The sequence below is a fragment of the Nisaea sediminum genome (genome assembly GCF_014904705.1).
Classification (GTDB): domain Bacteria; phylum Pseudomonadota; class Alphaproteobacteria; order Thalassobaculales; family Thalassobaculaceae; genus Nisaea; species Nisaea sediminum.
Window position 1 is genome coordinate 695,640 of sequence record NZ_JACZCQ010000006.1, and the last position, 20,592, is coordinate 716,231.

General features: G+C 63.1%; 15 protein-coding genes and 1 tRNA gene. 12 read left to right on the forward strand and 4 right to left on the reverse strand.

What is annotated here, in order from left to right:
- Positions 1 to 2: 2 nt before the first annotated feature.
- Positions 3 to 4,862 (reverse strand): NAD-glutamate dehydrogenase, encoded by a 4,860-nt coding sequence (locus IG122_RS15345; RefSeq protein ID WP_193185131.1) that lies wholly within the window; start codon positions 4,860 to 4,862, stop codon positions 3 to 5.
- Between the two features lie 317 nt (positions 4,863 to 5,179).
- Between IG122_RS15345 and IG122_RS15350 the strand changes: the two genes are divergently transcribed.
- A complete protein-coding gene (locus IG122_RS15350) occupies positions 5,180 to 8,533 on the forward strand; it encodes a response regulator (RefSeq protein ID WP_193185133.1) in 3,354 nt (1,117 codons plus the stop codon).
- On the opposite strand, the gene IG122_RS15355 is transcribed toward IG122_RS15350, so the two are convergent.
- Positions 8,523 to 8,759 carry a YdcH family protein gene (locus IG122_RS15355; RefSeq protein WP_193185136.1) on the reverse strand — a complete coding sequence of 79 codons (237 nt, stop codon included), beginning with the start codon at positions 8,757 to 8,759 and terminating at the stop codon, positions 8,523 to 8,525. The genes IG122_RS15350 and IG122_RS15355 overlap by 11 nt on opposite strands.
- A 237-nt stretch (positions 8,760 to 8,996) precedes the next feature.
- Here IG122_RS15355 and IG122_RS15360 point away from each other — a divergent pair, with 237 nt between their 5' ends.
- From IG122_RS15360 to IG122_RS15370, 3 genes are all read left to right on the forward strand, one after another.
- Positions 8,997 to 9,848: a DMT family transporter gene (locus tag IG122_RS15360; RefSeq protein WP_226893593.1), complete on the forward strand. Its 852-nt coding sequence runs from the start codon at positions 8,997 to 8,999 to the stop codon at positions 9,846 to 9,848.
- A 116-nt stretch (positions 9,849 to 9,964) separates the two neighbouring features.
- Entirely contained in the window at positions 9,965 to 10,357 is a 393-nt protein-coding gene (locus IG122_RS15365) for a hypothetical protein (protein ID WP_193185138.1), read from the forward strand.
- 189 nt (positions 10,358 to 10,546) lie between these two features.
- Entirely contained in the window at positions 10,547 to 12,640 is a 2,094-nt protein-coding gene (locus IG122_RS15370) for a TonB-dependent copper receptor (RefSeq protein WP_193185141.1), read from the forward strand.
- Between the two features lie 126 nt (positions 12,641 to 12,766).
- Here the strand turns inward: IG122_RS15370 and IG122_RS15375 are convergent.
- Positions 12,767 to 12,841 (reverse strand) — tRNA-Gly (locus IG122_RS15375).
- Between the two features lie 214 nt (positions 12,842 to 13,055).
- Between IG122_RS15375 and IG122_RS15380 the strand changes: the two genes are divergently transcribed.
- The 5 genes from IG122_RS15380 to IG122_RS15400 all read left to right on the forward strand — a co-directional run bounded on the left by IG122_RS15380 (position 13,056) and on the right by IG122_RS15400 (position 15,905).
- On the forward strand, positions 13,056 to 13,595 hold the full coding sequence (locus IG122_RS15380) for a prolyl-tRNA synthetase associated domain-containing protein (RefSeq protein WP_193185144.1): 540 nt from the start codon (positions 13,056 to 13,058) through the stop codon (positions 13,593 to 13,595).
- 69 nt (positions 13,596 to 13,664) lie between these two features.
- Complete coding sequence (gene trxA / locus IG122_RS15385; protein WP_193185147.1) at positions 13,665 to 14,570, forward strand: thioredoxin; 906 nt, start codon at positions 13,665 to 13,667, stop codon at positions 14,568 to 14,570.
- 19 nt (positions 14,571 to 14,589) lie between these two features.
- A complete protein-coding gene (locus IG122_RS15390) occupies positions 14,590 to 15,264 on the forward strand; it encodes an LON peptidase substrate-binding domain-containing protein (RefSeq protein ID WP_193185150.1) in 675 nt (224 codons plus the stop codon).
- Positions 15,251 to 15,526, forward strand: coding sequence for a Trm112 family protein (locus IG122_RS15395; RefSeq protein WP_193185153.1), 276 nt, complete (start codon positions 15,251 to 15,253; stop codon positions 15,524 to 15,526). The genes IG122_RS15390 and IG122_RS15395 overlap by 14 nt, the downstream gene beginning before the upstream one ends.
- Positions 15,527 to 15,530: 4 nt before the next feature.
- The gene (locus IG122_RS15400) at positions 15,531 to 15,905 is read left to right on the forward strand and encodes a gamma-butyrobetaine hydroxylase-like domain-containing protein (RefSeq protein ID WP_193185156.1); all 375 of its coding nucleotides are present in this window, start codon (positions 15,531 to 15,533) and stop codon (positions 15,903 to 15,905) included.
- 10 nt (positions 15,906 to 15,915) lie between these two features.
- Here the strand turns inward: IG122_RS15400 and IG122_RS15405 are convergent, their stop codons facing one another.
- A complete protein-coding gene (locus IG122_RS15405) occupies positions 15,916 to 17,148 on the reverse strand; it encodes a UbiH/UbiF/VisC/COQ6 family ubiquinone biosynthesis hydroxylase (protein ID WP_193185159.1) in 1,233 nt (410 codons plus the stop codon).
- 340 nt (positions 17,149 to 17,488) lie between these two features.
- On the opposite strand from IG122_RS15405, the gene IG122_RS15410 reads away from it, so the two are divergent.
- From IG122_RS15410 to IG122_RS15420, 3 genes are all read left to right on the forward strand, one after another.
- Positions 17,489 to 17,827: a P-II family nitrogen regulator gene (locus tag IG122_RS15410; protein ID WP_028466168.1), complete on the forward strand. Its 339-nt coding sequence runs from the start codon at positions 17,489 to 17,491 to the stop codon at positions 17,825 to 17,827.
- A 12-nt stretch (positions 17,828 to 17,839) separates the two neighbouring features.
- Positions 17,840 to 19,168: an ammonium transporter gene (locus IG122_RS15415; RefSeq protein WP_193185162.1), complete on the forward strand. Its 1,329-nt coding sequence runs from the start codon at positions 17,840 to 17,842 to the stop codon at positions 19,166 to 19,168.
- 223 nt (positions 19,169 to 19,391) lie between these two features.
- Entirely contained in the window at positions 19,392 to 20,582 is a 1,191-nt protein-coding gene (locus tag IG122_RS15420; RefSeq protein ID WP_193185165.1) for an aminotransferase class I/II-fold pyridoxal phosphate-dependent enzyme, read from the forward strand.
- Positions 20,583 to 20,592 lie beyond the last annotated feature (10 nt).

Here is a 20,592-nt window from a genome sequence, read left to right on the forward strand (position 1 = left end):
GCCTAGTGGGCGAGCAGGGAGCGGAACTGGCCGTTGGCGACGGCCAGCATGGAGAGATCGACGCCGTCCGCCGCGCGGAGATCGGCCAGCAGGCGGCTCATCCGCTCGGACGCCTCCTTGCGCGATGCGGCCCATCTGTCGATTTTCTTCTCGGCGTCCGCTTTCTTCATCTTGGCCTCGGTACACTCGCCGAGCACGGTCTGGGCGAGCTGGAACTGGTGATTGTAGAGATCGTCGACCACCGCCGAGACCGCCATCTTCTGCCAGTGGGATTCGGCCACCACGAGGTCGGCCCGCTCGCGGAGCCAGTCGATCGAGAACTTGTTGCCGAGGGCGAAATAGACCTCGGCCACCCGCGGCACGGTCTCGCCGGTCTGCCGGGACAGGCGGACGATGTCGCAGCCAGACACGAGGACATCGGCGCTGGCGACTCCGCGCGCGAGCTCCTTCGGAACCCCGGCCGCCTCGTGTTTCGCCGCTTTCTTCGCGATCGCGTCGCGATGCGTGTCCGTCAGCACCTTGTCGAGGGCCTGCGTCAGTTCGGCGATCCCCTCGATATAGGTTCCTGTCAGGTTCCGCAGGTCGAGGGGACGCCGCTCGTTCCGCAGGAACCAGACAGCGGCCCGTTCGACAAGATGCTTGATGTCGAGCAGCATGCTGGTCTGCACGTCGGCGGAGACCTTGTTGTCCAGATCCTCGACCGCCGACCAGAGCTGGCGGATGGCGAAGACGTCGCGGGCGACGATATAGGCACGGGCGATGTCCGGCGAGCCGTCGCCGGTCTGCTCGCGCACGGCATTGACGAACGTCGCGCCGACCCGGTTGATCATGCTGTTGGCGACATAGGTCGCGATGATCTCGCGCTTCAACCTGTGCTCCCGGATCGCCGCCGCCAGACTCTTGTGCACGCGCGCCGGGAAGTAGCGGATCAGATCCTCGGCCAGCATCGGGTCATCCGGTAGCTCGGACGGCAGGATCTCGTCATAGAGCTCCATCTTCGCATAGGCGAGCAGCACCGCCAGTTCCGGGCGGGTCAGGCCGCGGCCGGCGGCCATGCGCTCGGCCAGAGTCTCGTCGTCAGGCAGGAACTCGACTTCGCGGTTCAGCTTCAGGTGGCTGCGCTCGAGTTCTCGGATCAGCCGGGTCTCGGCGTCGAGCAGCGCGGTGCCTTCCTCCATCGCCATGGTCAGGGCCTGACTCTGGTCGTAATTGTCCTTCAGGACCAGATCCGCGACCTCGTCGGTCATTTCCTCCAGCAACTTGTCGCGTTGCTTGCGGGTCATGTCGCCCTCGGTGACCACCGCACCGAGCAGGATCTTGATGTTCACCTCGTGGTCCGAGCAGTCCACGCCGGCGGAATTGTCGATTGCGTCGGTGTTGATCCGTCCGCCGCCGAGCGCAAACTCGATCCGCGCCCGCTGGGTCACGCCGAGATTGGCGCCTTCGCCGACCACCTTGGCCCCGATGTCCCTTGCATTGATCCGCAGCGCGTCGTTGGCCCGGTCTCCCGCATCGAGATTGCTCTCGCCGCTTTCCTTGACGTAGGTCCCGATGCCGCCGAACCAGAGCAGGTCGACCTTCGCCATCAGCATGGCGCGGATCAGGTCGCTCGGCGTGATCTTGTCGCTTTTCACGCCGAGGACCGTCTTCATCTCCGGTGTGACATCGATCGACTTCGCCGAGCGGGCGTAGATCCCGCCCCCTTTGGAGATCAGCTTCGTGTCGTAGTCGGTCCAGGAACTGCGCGGCAGGTCGAACAGCCGCTTGCGTTCGGCCCAGCTCTTCGCCGCATCGGGGGACGGGTCGAAGAAGATGTGCATGTGGTTGAAGGCGCTGACGAGACGGATGTGCTTGGAGAGCAGCATTCCATTTCCGAACACGTCGCCGCTCATGTCGCCGACCCCGACCACGGTGAAGTCCGTAGTCTGGATATCGACGCCGATCTCGCGGAAATGGCGCTTCACCGATTCCCAGGCACCCTTTGCGGTGATGCCCATCTTCTTGTGATCGTAGCCGGCCGAACCGCCGGAGGCGAAGGCGTCATCGAGCCAGAAGCCGTAGTCCTGGGAGACGCCGTTCGCGATGTCGGAGAAGGTCGCCGTCCCCTTGTCGGCGGCGACCACCAGGTAGGGATCGTTCTCGTCGTGCCGGACCACCATTTCCGGCGGCACGATGTCGGTGCCGGAAATATTGTCGGTGATGTCCAGCATCCCGCGCATCATAGTCTTGTAGCATTCGATCGCCTCGGCCTGCATTGCCTCCCGGCTGCCGTCGGCGGGCGGGCGCTTTACCACGAAGCCGCCCTTGGAGCCGACCGGGACGATGACAGCGTTCTTCACTTGCTGTGCCTTCATCAGGCCGAGGATCTCGGTGCGGAAATCTTCGCGCCGATCGGACCAGCGGATGCCGCCGCGGGCGACCCGCCCGCCGCGCAGATGCACAGCCTCGGCGCGCGGCGAATAGACCCAGATCTCGACCAGCGGGCGCGGCAGCGGCAGGTCCTCGATCGCCTGACTGTCGAGCTTGAAGGAGATGTAGGGTTTCGGCCCGCCCGCCGCGTCCGGCTGGTAATAATTCGTCCGCAACGTGGACTGGATCAGGTTCAGGTAGCGGCGGATGATCCGGTCTTGGTCGAGATTGGCCACATTGTCGAGTGCGGCCTCGATCTCCGCCGAGACGGCATCGGCTTCCGAAGCCCGTTTCGACCCGTCTTTCGCCGGGTCGAAACGCGCCTCGAAGAGCTGGGCCAGCAGCCGGGCGATCGGCGCGTTTTCCGCCAGGGTCTCTTCCATGTAGGTCTGGGAGAAGGTGAAGGCGGCCTGCCGTAAATATTTCGCATAGGCACGCAGCATCGACACTTGCCGCCAGGTCAGACCCGCCTGCAGGACAAGGATATTGAAGCCGTCATCCTCCATCTTGCCGGTCCAGACGGCTTCGAAGGCGTCGTGGAACGGCTGGCGGATCCGGGCGACATCAACGGCCTGGCCGCCTTTTAGCTGCATCTCGAAATCGTGGATCCAGACCGCATTGCCGAGGTCCCTCGAGGAAACCTCATAGGGACGCTCGCTGAGTACCCGGACGCCCATATTCTCAATCATCGGCATCACGTCCGAGAGCGGGACGGGCGTGTCGCGATGGAAGAATTTCAGATGCAGCTCCCGGTCGCCGGAACCGACCGGGCGGAACAGGTTTATCGCCAGGCGGCCGTCGGACAGGGTTTCCTCGATCCGGTCGATGTCGAAGATTGCGCCTTGCGCCGAATAGGTCTCCCTGTAGGAGGACGGAAAGGCATTGCGATAGCGTCGGAGCAGGGTGTTCCCGCGCTCCTCTCCGCGGGCCTCGACCAGAGCCTGATGCAGCTTGTCGGCCCAGGACCGCGCGGTATCGGCAAGCCGGTGCTCAAGCTCCGCGAGATCGACCTCGGGAACCTGCCCCCGTTCCGTTTTGATGATGAAATGAAGCCGGGCGAGCACGGACTCCGACATCTGCGTGTAGAACGCGGCGATGGTGCCGTCGAAGGCCTTGGAGAGAATTTCGGCGAACCGCTCGCGGATCTGGGTCGTGTAGTGATCGCGCGGGACGAAAAGAATTACCGAAACGAAACGTTCGAAGGGATCGGCACGGACGAACAGCGCCGTCTTCTGCCGCTCCTGGAGATGCAGGATCCCGATCGACGTTGTGAGAAGATCGTCCTCGCTCGCCTGGAACAGCTCGTCCCGCGGATAGGTTTCCAGGATATTGACCAGCGCCTTCGCATCGTGGCTGTCCGGCGCGAAGCCGCCGCGCTGGACGATCCGGTGGACCTTCTGGCGCAGCATCGGGATGTCGCTGGGCCGCTGATTGTAGGCGACCGAGGTGAAGAGGCCGATGAAGCGGTGCTCGCCGGTGACCTTGCCGGTCTCGTCGATCTTCTTGACGATGATCGTGTCCATGTGAACGGCGCGATGAACCCGCGCTTTCCGGTTGGCTTTCATGATCAGCAACAGGTCTGGGCTGGTCAAAAAGCTGCGGACGTCCTCCGGAAGTTGGCCGAGTTCGCGCAGACCGTCGAACACGCCGACATCCGGATTTCGCAGGATGCCGAGGCCCGATCCGTCCACCACCTGCATCTTGGCACTCTTGCCGCTGCCGACATAGTCGAGCTCGCGATATCCGAGGAAGGTGAAATGGTTGTCCTCGATCCAGCGCAGGAAATCGATGACTTCGCTGACTTCCTCGCGGTTATGCGGCGTCTGCCGCGCGCCGATCTCCGTCACGACGTCGAGAACTTTCTCGCGCATGGTGCGCCAGTCCTCGACGGACGACCGGACATCCTCGAGGACCGAATGCAGCTCCCGCTCGATATCGGCGAGCACCTCGGCCGAAGTCTGCTCGGAAACCCGGAGCTGCATGAAGGATTCGCGCAGATTTCCGTCGCCAGCCGCGCCGCTCTCCAGTATGCGCTCCAGCTTGCCGTCGGCCGAGCGCTCGACGGCAAGGATCGGGTGGATCACCAGATGGACCGTAAGATCGTGGGAAATCAGAGCCGTGGTCACGGAATCCACGAGGAACGGCATATCGTCGTTGATGATTTCGATGACGGTATGCGGGGATTGCCAGCCGGTTGAATCGAAGCGCGGGTTATAGGCCCTGATGGTGGCTTTCCCCGCGGCGCGGGTCTTGCCGAATTCCCAGACTGAAAGCACCGCGCCGAGCAGATCTTCCGGCTCTTCGCCGAGAATGTCTTGTGGCGCGACATTCGCATAGAACTGCCGCACGAAGCTTTCCGCTTCCGCCTGCTTGTCTTTGGCGACCCGGTCCTGCAGCAGCGCGATCAAGCCGTCGATCAGTTCCTGTTTCAGGGTGTGCAGCTTATCGTGCATGCGATTTCCTCCCGCCACCGTAAGTCTGGCTCCGGTTCCTTGTTCGAAGGCTACCCCATTTGCCCATGCCTGAGAAACGCCGAATTATTGAATTTCAGGGACATATCGGTCCCAACGACGAAATCTCCGCGGCGGCGGCAAAATTGTTTCGATATCGTTCTAATCTGCTTGTTCCGGCGGGCCGAAACCGGGTTGGACCGCTGACCTTAAGGGATTGGTAACGCGCCTGAGCGTATGATCGAACCAAACCGGTTATCATCCAAACGATCAGAATCAGGGCGCGTGTGCCCGAGCGCCATTTTGCGGAACAGGGACCAATGCGAATTCGGATTCTTGCGATGGTGCCGGCGCTGCTGGTCTTCGCCGCAGCTATTGGCATCGGATGCTATCTCTCGGTCGAGGCCCGGCATGCGCACGAAGCACAGGCGCGTCAGGAGATCTCAAGCGAGCTGGATCTGCTGAGGGCCCGCCTTGAAGGAATCATCGCGTCGAACATCAGGCTTGTCGGTGGGCTCGCGGCGGCGATCTCGGCCAATCCGGAAATTACGGGCGATCAGTTCAACAAGATTGCCGAGCGCCTCTTCACCAGACGTCTGCAGTTGCGCAACATCGGTGCCGCCCCGGATCTGGTGATGCGCTACATTTATCCCCTGAAAGGGAATGAAGGTGCCCTCGGTCTCGATTACCGCAAGAACGAGGCGCAAAGGGCAGCCGCCTTCGCGGCCCGAGACGCGCGCGATCTGGTGATGGCCGGACCACTGAATCTTGTTCAGGGCGGTGTCGCGGTCATCGGGCGCTATCCAGTTTTCGTGAAGAATCCCGACGGAGCCGAAACGTTCTGGGGTTTGGTTTCCGCCGTCATCGATATGGAGGAGCTCTACGCCGCCGCCGGGATACCGCCCGACCCCTCTGAGATGACGTTCGAATTCGCGATCCGCGGGCGCGACGGAATGGGCCTGGGCGGGGATGTCTTCTACGGCGACGAAAGTCTTTTCCTGTCCGACCCTGTCCTGCAGCCTGTCAGTCTTCCGGTCGGCGAGTGGGTGTTTGCCGGGCGGCCGAAAGGCGGCTGGATCGTCCCCAACGGGATCTATTTGCAAATCTGGCTCCCGGTCCTTCTGATCGGCCTCGCCATCGCCGCGCCGGTCGCGGGTCTGGGCATCTATCACGAGCGCCGGCGCGGCGACGTTCAGACTCTGGCGGCGCAGGAAGCCGGACTGATCGCCGCGAAGGAACTTGCAACCGAGGCCGAGCGCCAGCTGCGTATCGCCCTCGACGCCATGAACGGCGCCTTTGTCCTATACGATAGCGAAAAGCGTCTGGTGCTCAGCAACGAGCGCTTCAAGGATTTGTATCCCAGCACGCGCCGGACAATGGTACCCGGCCGGAGTTTCGAGGAGATCATCCGCGTATCGGCATATGAAGGAGAAATCCCGGAAGCCGTCGGCCGCGAGGAGGAATGGATCTCGACGCGGCTCCGGCAGTTCGTGGAGCCCGGGCCGGTTGTCGAACAGCTGCTCCCCGATGGACGGTGGATCCGGATCCAGGATTCGAAGACCCCGGACGGTGGGTTCCTCTCTTTCCGGGTCGACATCACCGAACTGAAGCAGCGTCAGGAAGAGGCAGAGGCAGCGAGCCGCGCCAAGTCCGCTTTCGTCGCCAATATGAGTCACGAGATCCGCACGCCCCTCAACGGGATCGTCGGTCTCGGGCGGTTGCTTCAACGGACCGCATTGAACGAAACGCAGACCGACTTCGTCGCCAAGATCGTGTCGTCCTCGCAGATCCTCCTCGGCATCATCAACGACATACTCGATTTCTCGAAGATTGAGGCGGGCCAGCTCGAAATCGACGCCACCGATTTCAACCTCCGGCAAGTCATCGAGCAGGCCGGAGGGATTGCAAGGGACATGGCGGTCGAGAAAGGCCTGGAGTTCGAAGTCTTTGTCGATCCGGATACGCCGCTGGATCTTTATGGCGATCCGCTCCGGGTCGCTCAGATCCTGACCAATCTCTGCAACAACGCAGTCAAGTTCACCGGCCAGGGATCGGTCAGGCTTCACGTCAAGCCGAGAGAGATGACCGACGGTCGGGTCGAGTTGCATTTCAGGCTGGAAGACACCGGCATTGGTATGACCGCGGAGCAGCGCGAAAGGATCTTCAAACCCTTCGCGCAGGCGGACGTCTCGACAACGCGGCAATTTGGCGGCACTGGCCTCGGACTCTCTATCTGCCTGGACCTCGTTCAGCGGATGGGCGGGCGGATCTGGGTCGAAAGCACACCCGGCGAAGGCAGCGTCTTCCATGTCACCCTCCCGTTCCGGACATCCGTCAGTCCCTTGCTGACGGCCGACAGGGCGAATGCCCCTTTCAGGGACTGGAGGGTTCTGGTCGTCGATGACAGCGAGACGGCGCGCATCGTCCTGACAGGCATGTTCCGATCGATAGGGCTCGATGTCGAGGAAGCAGATTCCGGACTGGCAGCGCTTGCGCGCATCGACGAGGCCCGGCGGGAAGGAAAAGATTTCGACCTGGTGGTCCTCGACTGGATCATGCCGGAGACCGATGGCTTGGAAACGGCGCTGATGATCCAGGAGGCCCATATGGGGGACGACGTTCCGCCCAAAGTTGTCCTGGTGACCGGCGCACACGCGGAAGGTCTGACGGAGCAGGCACGTGCCGCCGGCCTGAGCGGGGTACTGACGAAGCCGATCGCGCTGGAGAGGCTGTTGCGCCTGCTGCGCGCCCTCGCGGAAGACCGCGAGATCGAGGACGATCCGTCAGACCCGCTCCCTGCACAGGTTTCGGGCATGAAGGTGCTGGTTGCGGAAGATAACGCGATCAATCAACAGGTTATCGAGGCGCTTCTGCGCCGCGTCGGGGTCGAGGTGGAACTCGTCGCCAACGGCCGGCTCGCCGTCGAAGCGGTAACCGCGGGCGGTCCACGGAACTACGATGCCGTTCTCATGGACATCCAGATGCCGGTCATGGACGGCATTGAGGCGACGCGTCTGATTCGGGCGGACGGACGCTTTGGCAACCTCCCCATCGTCGCAGCGACCGCTCACGCGATCTCGTCCGAGATCGATCGCTGTTTTGAAGCCGGAATGAATGCGCATATCGCGAAACCGATCGAGGAAGAGAAGCTCTATCGGGTGCTGGCCGGCGTGCGCTCGGGTCGGTTCGAGTTGATCACGTTCGAGGCCGAAACGGAGGCTGAAACAGAAGCAGAAACAGAAACAGAAGCCCGCTCTGCCGGATCGGATGCGGGGGAGGAGGGTGCTGCCTTCGAAGCTTTCGAGCGCACCGCGAAGATGCTTGGATCGGACGAACTCGCTGGCCGGCTTTTCAACGAGTTCTGCCGGCAGAACGCGGGAAATGCCGACAAGCTCGGAGGTCTGATCGATCGCGGGGACTACATCGCCGCATCCCGGGTTGCTCACCAGATCAAGGGAGTCGCGGGGAATCTCGGTCTGATGGACCTGAATGCCGCGGCGGCGGAACTGGAATCCCGGCTCCGGTCCGGTATTCTCGCGGATCCGGAGTCCGAAGCGCTTCGGACGCGTTTTGAGGATGAACTCAAGCAGGCCCTCGACATGACGCGCGCGCATCTCTTGAAGAAGGACCTGCTTGAGGAAGATCTGCTTCCGTCTGACCCGATCAGGCGTTGAGGAAGCCCGCGACCTCGTCTTTCAGCGCCAGACGCTTCTTCTTCAGCTCCTCCGCATAAGCGTCCGACGTCGTTTCGATCTCCGCCTCGATCCGGTGAATTTCGCGGTTCACCTCATGGTACGCGTCGGCGAGTTTGGCGAAATGAGCGTTGCTCTGCTTCAACTCGTGAATCTTGTCGGCCGCTTCGGGGAATTCTTCTGCGAGCTCGTGGAGGACGTGGGACATTTTCGTTTCCTGGTTTGGTCATTGTTGTTGTTCGCTCCGGCGAGTGGAGCATGCCGCCACTGCCGCTTCTTTGATCCAGGTCAAGTTGTTGGACGGATCTCGATCGAACCCTGCCCGCTGGCAATGCATGCAGGGCCGGGATAGTCTCGACGGGTCACACCGCTCTCAGGCTTCTCAGACATGCGTTTCATCGCCGCCTTTTCAAGGTTGCCGGCCACGGTACGGGCAACTCTCCTCATGAGCACGGCGATGGTGTTCTTCACCTCGATGGGGCTCTTCATCCGCCTCTCCTCCGAGACCCTGCATGTGCTGGAGGTCGTGTTCTTCCGCAACTTTCTCGCGGTCGTGCTGATGGCGCCCTGGATCATGCGGCAGGGATTGGGCGCGCTGCGGACGGAGAAATACGGGCTGTATAGCCTGCGCGCGGCGATCAACCTGGTTGCGATGGCGGCGGGTTTCGCTGCCATTACGATGATCCCGCTCGCAGAGGCGACCGCGCTCGGCTTCACCGCGCCGCTTTTCGCCACGATCGGTGCCGTTCTGGTGCTTGGCGAGGTTATCCGGGCGCGCCGCGTCGCGGCGCTCGTCGCGGGTTTCGTCGGCATGCTCATCGTTCTCCGTCCGGGGATGGAGGCGATCACGCCGGGGGCATTGCTCGCGCTCGGGAACGCACTTGGAATCTCGATCACCGCACTGGTGGTGAAGAAGCTCACGGCGACCGAACGGCCGGAGGCGATCGTGCTCTGGATGGTGCTGCTGCAAAGCCCGCTTTCGCTTGTGCCGGCATTGTTCTACTGGACGTGGCCGGATCCCATGACCTGGCTCTGGCTCTTCTGCCTCGCCGGCGCCGGGACGCTCGGCCATATGTGCTGGACCCGCGCCTGCAGCCTTGCCGAAATCACCCAGCTGCAGCCGCTTGAATTCATCAAGCTGCCGCTGATTGCGGTCATGGGGTTCCTGATGTTCGGAGAGGAGCCGACGCTATGGGTCTGGCTCGGCGGCGCGGTGATCTTCTGTTCGACCGCCTATATCAGCCATCGCGAGGCGGTGCTGGCGCGCCGGAAAGTCCGTGAATCGCTCGACGGGTAGAGTCTCTGGCGTGAGCCTGCGTCAATCCGGCAATTGATCGCTCATGCACGGGTTGATATGGGATCCGTATGTCCGTGAAGCGCCGCCTTCGCCGCCGTGATTCTGCGGCAATCCGAATGAGTTTCCGCCGTCAGTTCGTGGCATTGCTTGCCGCGGTACTTGTGCTGATGCGGTTCGGGCTCGGCGTTGGCCAGGCCATGGCGGCCGACGCGTTGCCGTCCGACGGCCGCGACGCCGTCATTCGCGCGGCACTGGAGATCTGTACCGCCGGCGGGATCCGTTCCGCTCCCCCCGCCGATGGGGAGGGCGGGACACCGGATCTCGCCACGCCGTTCTGTCCGGCGTGTTTGCATATTTCCGGCAGCGCCTTTGCGCTCCTGCCGGACCTGCCTGCAGTCGGACCCTCGGGCAGCTTCTCCCGTATCGAAAGAGCCATCCCGCTTCTGGCGCTTGTTGGCCGAGCCGGACGGGTTCCTTTCCACTCCCGGGCGCCTCCGATCCGCTCCTGAGCTTCTAGAGCTTCCCAAAGACCTTCGTTTCAGGTGGTACGGCCGGTCGGCCGTTTCTCGCCCCCTCCCGTGCATTTCCCCGGCATTGGCTGCTCCTGCTTGTGCGGCCGCGCGCCGGTGGGCGCATGCGCGGCGGGCGGAGGTTTGGGGGCAATCCGACATTCAGGTTGTAGATTGAAAGTGAAACCAATGAGCATTCGAAACAAGATTCCGCTCGGCCTTGCCGTCGCCGCCATGGCGTTTCCGGCCGTCGATGCGCGGGCCCAGTCATCCACGGACGGCGGCTCGGCCGCGTCCCTCCCGAAACTCGTGGTCGAGGCCCCCTGGCTTTCGAAGCCTTCCCAATCCGTTCTTCCTCCGCACAGCCCGGCCAGTCCGCCTGCGGCCGACGGCGGCGATTTCCTCCGCAGCGTCCCGGGAATCTCCGGCGTGCGGATGGGCGGGCACGGCATCGACCCGGTCATCCGCGGCATGCAGGGCAATCAGCTCAACATCACCACGGACGGCGCCTATATCTACGGCGGCTGTCCGAACCGGATGGATCCCCCGGCCTCCTTCGCGCCTGTAGAAACTTATGACCAAGTCATCGTCTCGCAAGGCTATCAGAGCGTCACTCGGGGGGCTGGAGGGCCGGGCGGTCACATCGATTTCCAACGCCTCGCACCCGTCTTCGAGACGGGGAAATCATATCTCGGACAGGTTGGCGGCGGCTGGGAGTCGAATGGCAATATCCGCGATGCCTTCGGCGATGTGGCGGCCGGACGCGACGGCGCCTATGCCCGGGTGGTCGGCGCTGCCAAGGAGGCCGACAATTACGACGACGGGGACGGCAACGAGGTCCGGTCCAGCTTCTCCCAGCGTTCGATCGACACGGTTGCGGGGTACGAGAAGGAAGACGGCGCCGCGCTTTCCCTCGGGCTTGGCTTCGCGAGCACCGAGGACGCGCTCTTCGAGGGCGCCGCGATGGATGCACCGGTGGACGATTCCCGGACCCTGCGGGGGAAGGTGAGGCTTCCGGTCGCTTTCGGGGCGTTCACTGAAGTGCGTGCCGAGGGTTTCGCGACGGGCGTCGAGCATGTGATGGACAATTACTCGCTCCGGACCCGCACGGCGCCGATGGCGATGAGGGTCGACTCCACTTCCGACACCTTCGGCGGCAGCCTTGCCGGCGATCTTGCCGTCGGATCGGCCGCTCTGACCGTCGGGCTCGACTACCAGCACAACAGCCGCGAGGCGGAACGTTATTCCGGCATGTCGGACAGCAATGTGAACACGCTGAATTCCCTCATGTGGCCGGACACGGAAATCGGCCAGCTCGGCCTTTTCGTCGAGAGCACGCTGGATGTCGCGCAGCAGACCCGTCTGGTGCTCGGCGGCCGCTACGACCGTGTCGAGGCCAGCCTCGGTCGGGCGGACGAGGTCGTCACCTCGAAAGGACGCAGCCCGAACGATCTCTACCGGATGTATTACGGAGAGACCGGGGAGGATCGTTCCGAAAACAATTTCGGCGGTCTCGCGCGGCTGGAATACGACCTGACCAGCAGAACCGTGCTCCATGCCGGCCTCAGCCGCTCCGTCCGCACAGCCGACGCGACCGAGCGTTCCATGGCGTCCGACATGATGGCGAGCAGCTGGGTCGGCAATCCGGACATCAAGCCCGAGGCGCACCATCAGCTCGAGGCGGGTCTCTCGACCCGCGATGAAGGCTGGTCGTTCGGCGCGACGGCCTATGTCGACCGGGTCAGCGACTTCATTCTGCGCGACAGCGCGCGCGGCCAGAGCGGGGTTCTGCTTTCCAACGGGGCGACGGTCTACCGCAATGTCGACGCGCTGCTGTCCGGCTTCACCGTGAGCGGTGATTATCGCTTTGCCGGAAACTGGGTGCTGGCGGGCGACGCGACCTATACCTACGGCGAAAATCTCGACGAGGATCGGCCGCTGGCCCAGATCCCGCCGCTTGAAGGCAGCCTGTCGCTGGCGTACCAAGGCGATGGCTGGGAGGTCGGCACGGTCTTCCGCGGTGCGCTGAAGCAGACCCGGGTGGATGACGACTCAAGCACGGGCTCGGGGCGTGACGCGGACAAGACCCCGGCCTGGTTTACCCAGGATCTCTACGCCTCGGTCGAGACATTCACGCCGTTCGAGGTCCGTGTCGGTGTCACCAATCTGTTCGACCGGGACTATGCCTATCACCTCAATCGCGCGAATTCGTTCGATGTGACCGAAGTGCAGGTCGACGAGCCGGGCCGCTCCTTCTATTTGCGGGCGATCGCGCGCTTCTGAGCCGGATATGCGGGAGAGCCGGCAAGCCGGCTCCCCGGCCTTTCGGCGACGCTTTGGTGCAAAAACGAAAAGCGGCCCGGAAGGGCCGCTTTTTTCGTCGCTGTCTTCACTTCTCCTAAGAGAATTTGGAGCGGGCGATGAGATTCGAACTCACGACCCCAACCTTGGCAAGGTTGTGCTCTACCCCTGAGCTACGCCCGCATCCACCAGCGTCAGCGACGCCGTGAAGAGGCCGCGATAATACAAACTGTTCTTCGCAATGCAAGCCTCGAAATTACATTTTTTTTCGGGTCCTTCGAAGCGGGACGATACGAGCACGAAACCCTTGGTTTTTCCTGCTTTTCCGGCTATTTCCTGTGCTCCTGGAGGGCGCTGCCGGCGTCGCCGGACAATGAAATCGAGAGTGGATCGTGCCATGGCAGAGAGTGAATCAGCCTCCGACGAAGGTCGGGCGGCCCCCAGGACTCCGGAACAGCTTCTGGCCCATCTCGACGCAACCGGCGTCGCCTACGATCTGCACCGGCACCCGCCGCTCTTCACCGTCGAGGACAGCAAGGCGCTGCGCGGAGAGTTGCCGGGCGGGCACTGCAAGAACCTCTTCCTGCGCGACCGCAAGGGCAAGATGTGGCTGCTGGTCACGCTTGAGGACCGGCCGATCGATCTGAAGCAACTCGGCGCGGCTTTCGGCGGCGCCCGGCTCTCCTTCGGCAGTCCCGACCGTCTGATGACCTATCTCGGCGTGATCCCGGGCGCGGTCTCCCCCTTCGCCCTGATCAACGATACCGGTCGGGAGGTCACCGTGGTGCTCGACAAGGACATGCTGGAGTTCGATCCGCTGAACTACCATCCGCTCTCCAATGAAATGACGATCGCTGTCTCCCCTTCGGGGCTTCAGGCTTTCCTGACCGGTCTCGGCTACGCTCCGGAGATTCTCGATCTCAATGCTCCTGGCTGAACCCGCGAGGGCCTTGTCAAGTGAAGCCGTCGGTCAAACTTTACCCTTAAGCAAAGAACGGACGATCCAATGGAAACCCTCATCAACGCCGCGCCGGACCCCGCCGACCTGATCAAGGACTCGAACCAGAACAGCTTCATGGCGGATGTGATCGAAGCGTCGCGCGAGACGCCGGTCATCGTCGATTTCTGGGCGCCGTGGTGCGGTCCCTGCAAACAGCTAGGGCCGGCGTTGGAGAAGGTCGTGCGCGATGCCAAGGGCGCGGTCCGCATGGTGAAGATCAATATCGACGAGAACCCGGCCATCGCGCAGCAGATGCGCGTGCAATCGATCCCGGCGGTGTTCGCGTTCTTTCAGGGCCGCCCCGTCGATGGTTTCCAGGGCGCCCTCCCGGAAAGCCAGATCCGCGAGTTCGTCAAGCGCCTGACCGGCGGAGCGGCCGGTGAGTCGCCGCTCGACGAGGCGCTGGACGCGGCGGACCAGATGCTCGAGGCGGGCGATGCCCAGGGTGCGGGTGGCATCTACAGCCAGGTCGTGCAGCACGATCCAGAGAATGTCCGCGGCAATGCCGGCCTGATCCGGGCGCTCGTCGCCATCGGACAGGTCGAGCAGGCGCAGCAGGTGATCGATCAGCTTCCCGAGCAGCTTAAAAAAGCGCCGGAAGTTCATGCAGCAATCTCCTCGCTCGAGCTGGCGAGCGAGAGCGTCGATGCCGGCGAGGTGGCGGAACTGCTCGCGGCGATCGAGGCCGATCCGAAAAACCACCAAGCCCGTTACGACCTCGCCATGGCCCTGTTCGCCGGCGGCGACCGGGAAGGCGCGGTCGATGCCCTGATCGAGAGCATCCGTCTGAACCGCGAGTGGGAGGAACAGAAGGCGCGCAAGCAGCTGGTCAAGTTCTTCGAAGCCTTTGGCCATACCGACCCGGTCACGGTCGAGGGTCGCCGCAAACTCTCCGCCGTCCTGTTTTCCTGAATATGGAGGCCTGAAGGAAATGCCGGATACCCTGTCGCGCAGCCCTTTTTCTCCGAACCTGGAGGACATGCCTGCCTGCATTCCGGTCTTTCCCCTGCCCGGCGTCCTGTTGCTGCCGGGCGGCAAGCTTCCGCTCAATATCTTCGAGCCGCGCTATCTCGTGATGACGCAGGACGCGCTCGCCACCGACCGGCTGATCGGGATGATCCAGCCGGCCGACACGGCCGAGGCCGACGCGACCTGCCTACAGCGGACGGGGTGCGCGGGCCGGATCACCTCCTTCTCCGAAACCGAGGACGGGCGCTTCCTGATCACCCTGACCGGGGTCGCGCGATTCCATGTCGAACAGGAACTGGAAAGCCGCTCCGGGTATCGCCGCGTGGTCGCCGACTGGTGCAGCTTTGCCGACGATTTCAAGAAGTCGGACGAGGCGCTTGTCCTGGATCGCGCCCGCCTGATGCGCGGCCTCAAGGACTATTTCGCGGTCCAGGGCATCCGTGCCGACTGGGACTCGATCGAGAATGCCGCCGATATCCAGCTCCTGACGACGCTCGCGATGGTCTGCCCCTTCGGGCCGCTGGAGAAACAGGCGCTGCTGGAGGCGCCGACGCTGCAGGAACGTGGCGACACCATGCTGGCCCTGCTAGAGATGGCGGTTCACGATCTGAGGGACGAGGAATATGCACGGCACTGACAAGCCCGCCGCCGGCTCTGCGGAACGGGAGGTCGACCCGAAGCTGCTGGAGATTCTGGTCTGCCCGATCACCAAGGCGCCGCTGGTCTACGACCGGGAGCGGTCTGAACTGGTGAGCAAGCAGGCCCGTTTGGCCTATCCGATCCGCGACGGCGTCCCGATCATGCTGCCCGACGAGGCGCGGTCTCTCGACGAGAACGGGGATCCGGTGGCAGAGGGTGCGGCCGCGTTGGCGCCCACCTCCGGAAATCAGGCGGGCTAAGGCCATGAGCGAGAGTTTCTCGACCGAGATCTGGCCGACCGAGATTCGCGTCCAGTCCGCGGAAAAATGTCTCGAGATCGATTTCGATACTGGCGAAAGCTTCAGTATTCCGGCGGAACTGCTTCGTGTCGAGAGTCCGTCGGCCGAGGTGCAGGGCCACGTGCCGTCGCAAAAGAAGCTCGTGCACGGCCGCGCGCACGTCAACATCATGGGCATGGAGCCGGTCGGCAATTACGCGGTCCGGATCAAGTTCGACGACCTGCACGACAGCGGGATCTACACCTGGCGCTATCTGCACAAGCTCGGCGCGGAGAAGGACGAGATCTGGGCGCGCTATCTCAAGGAACTGGACGAGGCCGGCCTCAGCCGCGAGCCGTAAGGCCGCGGCCCTAGCGCCGGGCCGGATCGCGCATCAGGCGCGGCAGGTTGCCGACCGTCCCCATGGCGCCGCGCATGAACGCCCGTTTCAGCGGCCCGATGCGTTGCACGAGGCCGAGGCCGGCATCGCGAAGCAGCTTCACCGCAGCCGAATTGTTCGAAAACAGCCGGTTCAACCCGTCCGTCGCCGCGATCATCGACATTACGTCGAAACGGCGCCAACGCTGGTATTTCTCAAGCACCGGGGCAGAGCCGATATCCAGTCCGAGCCGCAGCGCATCCTCGATCGTGTCGGCCAGGGCCGCGATGTCGCGGAGGCCGAGATTGAAGCCCTGTCCGGCGATCGGGTGAATGCCGTGCGCGGCGTCCCCGATCAGGACCAGACGTTGGCCGATATAGCGCTCCGCATGGATAAGGCCGAGTGGATAACCCCAGCGCTTGCCGCTGACGTGGAGCTCGCCGAGGGAATCGTCGAATGCATCCGAGAGTTCCCGGTCGAATTCCGCGTCCGACAGTTTGAGAAGCGCCTCCGCCGTCGCCGTGCGCTCGCTCCAGACGAGGCAGGACCGGTGGCTTCCGTCTTCCGCGTCCATCAGCGGCAGCATGGCAAAGGGGCCGGCCGGCCGGAAATGCTCATAGGCGACGTAGTTGTGCGGGCGGGAATGGGTGACCGTACAGGTGATCGCGGTCTGCCCGTAGGAAAACTCGGTCGCGCGGATCCCGGCCCGCCGCCGTGTCGGCGACCGGCGTCCATCGGCGGCCAAAGCAAGACGCGCCGTCACTTGTCTACCGTCCTCGAGCGTTGCTGTGACCGAACCTGTTCCGCTCTCGAGCGCCGCCACCGAGGCCGGGGCCAGAACCGTCAAGCCGTCCTTGCCAGCGGCCTGGCGGTAGAGACCGGCCTTGAGGCTGCCGTTGTCGGCGATGAAGCCCATAGCCTCCGGACCGGCATCCTCGCGGTCGAATTGCAGGAATAGGGGCGAGCCGCCTTCCTGCACGCGGATGTCTCCGATCGGGCAGGCAGGGTCAGGCATTGCCTGCCAGACCCCGAGCCGGTCCAGCATCCGTTTGCTGCTCTGGGAGATCGCCGTGGTCCGGCCGTCGTATCCTGCGGCGGCCTGAACCTCCGCCGGGACCGGATCGATCACCGTTACGCTCAGGCCGGTCGCCTGTAGCGCCAGGGCGGCCGACATGCCGGACAGGCCGCCGCCGACGATCAGGACATCGCAATCCGGGTGACTCATGACGCCGTTTCTCCGGGTGATCGCGTCTTGTTGGTGTCAGCGAAGATACAGGGCCGGAGCCGCCAAACAAGGTCCCGCGCGCTTTGTCGCATCTCCTGTTGCGATGCACAAAATTACATCACGGTTACATTCGTGCCTAAAATTTGTGCACAAAATATAGACTTAGCGAATTTCCGGATTTCCCAAGAATCTCTTAATATATTGATAAATAATACAATTTTGAGAAATACGAATTTCGGCACGCTATTTGTAATAACTCGATCGATCTGCGGTGCGCAGACATCCGCCCATGCCCGGTGACGGGCGGGCGGCAAAGCACAACAGGAGAAGGTTGGGCGGCATGAAACTGATCATGGCAATCGTAAAGCCCTTCAAGCTTGACGAGGTCCGCGAATCACTGACCGCCCTGGGGATCCAGGGGCTGACGGTCAGCGAAGTCAAGGGCTTCGGACGGCAGAAGGGGCAAACCGAAATCTATCGCGGCGCGGAATACGCCGTGAATTTCCTTCCGAAGGTCAAAGTCGAAGTGGCGGTGCCGGACGACTTGGCGGAACAGGTGGTGGAAGCCATCCAGAAGGCAGCGAATACCGGTCGCATCGGCGACGGCAAGGTCTTCGTGCTGGATGTCTCCCAAGCCGTCCGGATCCGTACCGGTGAGACCGGCAACGACGCGCTTTAAGGAGTTCACCAGATGAGAAAATTTTTCGGCTTTTCCGCTCTGGCGGCCGTTACCGCGTCGATCACGATCGCGCTGACTGAGTCCGCATCGGCTGCCGTCGAACCAGAGACGGCCTTCATCTTCAACACGCTGTCCTTCATGATTCACGGTTTCCTCGTGATGTGGATGGCGGCCGGTTTCTGCATGCTCGAGGCGGGCCTGGTCCGCACCAAGAACACGACCATGCAGTGCGCCAAGAACATCACCATCTACTCCGTCGCGGGCATCCTCTACTGGCTCGTCGGCTACAACCTTATGTACATGGACGTCAGCGGCTTCATGGGCTCCTTCGCGGTCTGGTCCGCCTCTGACGACGTGATCACCGCCGACGGCTTCACCGGCGACGGCAGCGGTTACGCGGCGGCCTCCGACTGGTACTTCCAGATGGTGTTCGTGGCGGCAACGGCTTCCATCGTCTCCGGCACCGTTGCCGAGCGCGTCAAGGTGTTCCCGTTCCTGATCTTCACGATCCTGCTGACCGGCATCATTTACCCGATCCAGGGCTCCTGGACCTGGGGCGGCGGCTGGCTGAGCGAGATGGGTTTCTCCGACTTCGCCGGTTCCACCATCGTGCACTCCGTCGGTGGCTGGGCGGCGCTTGCCGGTGCCATCATCATCGGTGCGCGCAAAGGCAAGTACGGCAGCGACGGTTCCGTTCACCCGATGCCGGGTTCGAACCTGCCGCTGGCGACTCTCGGCACCTTCTGCCTCTGGCTCGGCTGGTTCGGCTTCAATGGCGGCTCCCAGCTCGCCATGGGTTCCGCTGCCGACATTCGTGACATCGCGACCATCTACGTGAACACGAACATGGCTGCTGCTGCCGGCGTGACGGCTGCGGTGATCCTGACTCAGATCATCTACAAGAAGCTGGACCTGACCATGGCGCTGAACGGTGCCCTGGGCGGTCTCGTTGCCATCACCGCCGAGCCGCTTGCCCCGAGCATCGGCATTGCGGTGCTGATCGGTGCCATCGGCGGTATCCTCGTCGTGGTCGCGGTTCCGATGCTGGACAAGCTGAAGATCGACGATGTCGTCGGTGCGATCCCGGTTCACCTCGTCTGCGGTATCTGGGGCACCATTGCGGTGGTCCTGTCCAACGGCGATGCGAGCTTCGCAACGCAGATCATCGGTATCGTCTCCATCGGCGCCTTCGTCCTGATCACCAGCGCGATCGTCTGGATCGTCCTGAAGCTCACCATCGGGCTCCGGGCCAGCGAGGAAGAGGAAGCCCTCGGTCTCGATCGTTCCGAGTGCGGTCTCGAAGCCTACCCCGAGTTCGGCGGCGGCTCCCAGCGGGTCTGATTTCCCGAGAGTACCTGAACTATGCGGGCCCGGATGGCGACATCCGGGCCCGTTTTCTATTTAGAACAATATTTTATTTGAAATTCATATAAAGAAACCCGAAGACTGCGATATGTGAGGCTTTGCATTAAAGTTGCCCCATAACTATCGGGCTTATATTATAGATTCCCGATAGAACGCGAATGGCCTGGGGGAGGAACCCGGCCGAACAGGGCAGCAATCGATGATTAACCCGGCGCTTCAACCGCTTAGCGACTATACCTTCGCGCGCCTGAACAGAATGCTGGAGGGCATCGAGCCCGCCGCCGGCAAGCGTCCGATCATGCTCTCCGTGGGGGAACCGCAGATCCAGCCGCCCGCCTTCGTCAACGAGATCATCGCGGCCAACGGTCATCTCTGGAACAAGTACCCGCCACCGAAAGGCGATCTTGACTTCCGTGAGGCGGTCGTCGCCTGGCTCGGCCGGCGCTATGGCCTGCCGTCCGGCCTGCTCGACCCGGAGCGCCATGTCACCTCGATCTCGGGCACGCGCGAGGCGCTCTATCAGCTTGGTTTCCTGGCGGTTCCGGAACGCAAGAACGGGCAGCAGCCGGTCATCCTGATGCCGAACCCGCTTTATCATTCCTATCGCGGTGCGGCGATGCTGGGGCGGGCCGAGCCCGTCTACATGAACGCGACAGAGGAAAACGGCTTCCTGCCCCATCCGGAAAACGTGGCGCCGGAAATCCTTGAGCGGACCGCGCTCTGCTTCCTCTGTACGCCTAGCAATCCGCAGGGCCGGGTGGCGACGCTGGATTATCTGAAGCGGGCGATTGAGCTGGCGCGACGGTACGACTTCATGCTGGCGGTGGACGAGTGCTACGCCGAGATCTACCGCGGCGACCCGCCGCCGGGCGGCCTCGAGGCCGCAGCGGCGCTCGGTGACAACCTGGAGAACATCGTCGTCCTGCATTCGCTCTCGAAGCGCTCGAGCGCGCCGGGCATGCGCTCCGGTTTCCTCGCGGGCGATCCGGAACTGGTGAAGCGCTACGGCGAATACATCATGTTCGGCAGCGCCTCGACGCCGCTGCCGCTGTTGCATGCGGCGACGGCGCTCTGGAAGGATGAGGCCCATGTCGAGGCCAACCGCGCGCATTACGCCGAAAACTGGCGCATCGCCAGCCGGGTGCTTGGCAACAAGAAGGGTTATCACGAGGCGGAAGCCGGCTTCTTCGTCTGCATGCCGTCGGAGGATGCCGAGGGCCTGACCAAGACCCTCTGGCGCGAAGAGGCGGTGAAGATCGTTCCGGTCGGCCTGATGGCGCGGGAGGACGCGAACGGGGTCAATCCGGGCGATCCCTTCGTGCGCATCGCCCTCGTCTACGACACGGAAACCACGGAGGAAGGTCTGCGTCGCATCGCGCCCTATTTCTGAGGCGGCGGCG

What these genes read in the sequence shown, in the direction of transcription:
- IG122_RS15345 (WP_193185131.1), bottom strand. Translation starts at nt 4,862, where the DNA reads ATGCACGATAAGCTGCACACCCTGAAACAGGAACTGATCGACGGCTTG.
- IG122_RS15350 (WP_193185133.1), top strand. Translation starts at nt 5,180, where the DNA reads ATGCGAATTCGGATTCTTGCGATGGTGCCGGCGCTGCTGGTCTTCGCC.
- IG122_RS15355 (WP_193185136.1), bottom strand. Translation starts at nt 8,759, where the DNA reads ATGTCCCACGTCCTCCACGAGCTCGCAGAAGAATTCCCCGAAGCGGCC.
- IG122_RS15360 (WP_226893593.1), top strand. Translation starts at nt 8,997, where the DNA reads ATGAGCACGGCGATGGTGTTCTTCACCTCGATGGGGCTCTTCATCCGC.
- IG122_RS15365 (WP_193185138.1), top strand. Translation starts at nt 9,965, where the DNA reads ATGAGTTTCCGCCGTCAGTTCGTGGCATTGCTTGCCGCGGTACTTGTG.
- IG122_RS15370 (WP_193185141.1), top strand. Translation starts at nt 10,547, where the DNA reads ATGAGCATTCGAAACAAGATTCCGCTCGGCCTTGCCGTCGCCGCCATG.
- IG122_RS15380 (WP_193185144.1), top strand. Translation starts at nt 13,056, where the DNA reads ATGGCAGAGAGTGAATCAGCCTCCGACGAAGGTCGGGCGGCCCCCAGG.
- trxA (WP_193185147.1), top strand. Translation starts at nt 13,665, where the DNA reads ATGGAAACCCTCATCAACGCCGCGCCGGACCCCGCCGACCTGATCAAG.
- IG122_RS15390 (WP_193185150.1), top strand. Translation starts at nt 14,590, where the DNA reads ATGCCGGATACCCTGTCGCGCAGCCCTTTTTCTCCGAACCTGGAGGAC.
- IG122_RS15395 (WP_193185153.1), top strand. Translation starts at nt 15,251, where the DNA reads ATGCACGGCACTGACAAGCCCGCCGCCGGCTCTGCGGAACGGGAGGTC.
- IG122_RS15400 (WP_193185156.1), top strand. Translation starts at nt 15,531, where the DNA reads ATGAGCGAGAGTTTCTCGACCGAGATCTGGCCGACCGAGATTCGCGTC.
- IG122_RS15405 (WP_193185159.1), bottom strand. Translation starts at nt 17,148, where the DNA reads ATGAGTCACCCGGATTGCGATGTCCTGATCGTCGGCGGCGGCCTGTCC.
- IG122_RS15410 (WP_028466168.1), top strand. Translation starts at nt 17,489, where the DNA reads ATGAAACTGATCATGGCAATCGTAAAGCCCTTCAAGCTTGACGAGGTC.
- IG122_RS15415 (WP_193185162.1), top strand. Translation starts at nt 17,840, where the DNA reads ATGAGAAAATTTTTCGGCTTTTCCGCTCTGGCGGCCGTTACCGCGTCG.
- IG122_RS15420 (WP_193185165.1), top strand. Translation starts at nt 19,392, where the DNA reads ATGATTAACCCGGCGCTTCAACCGCTTAGCGACTATACCTTCGCGCGC.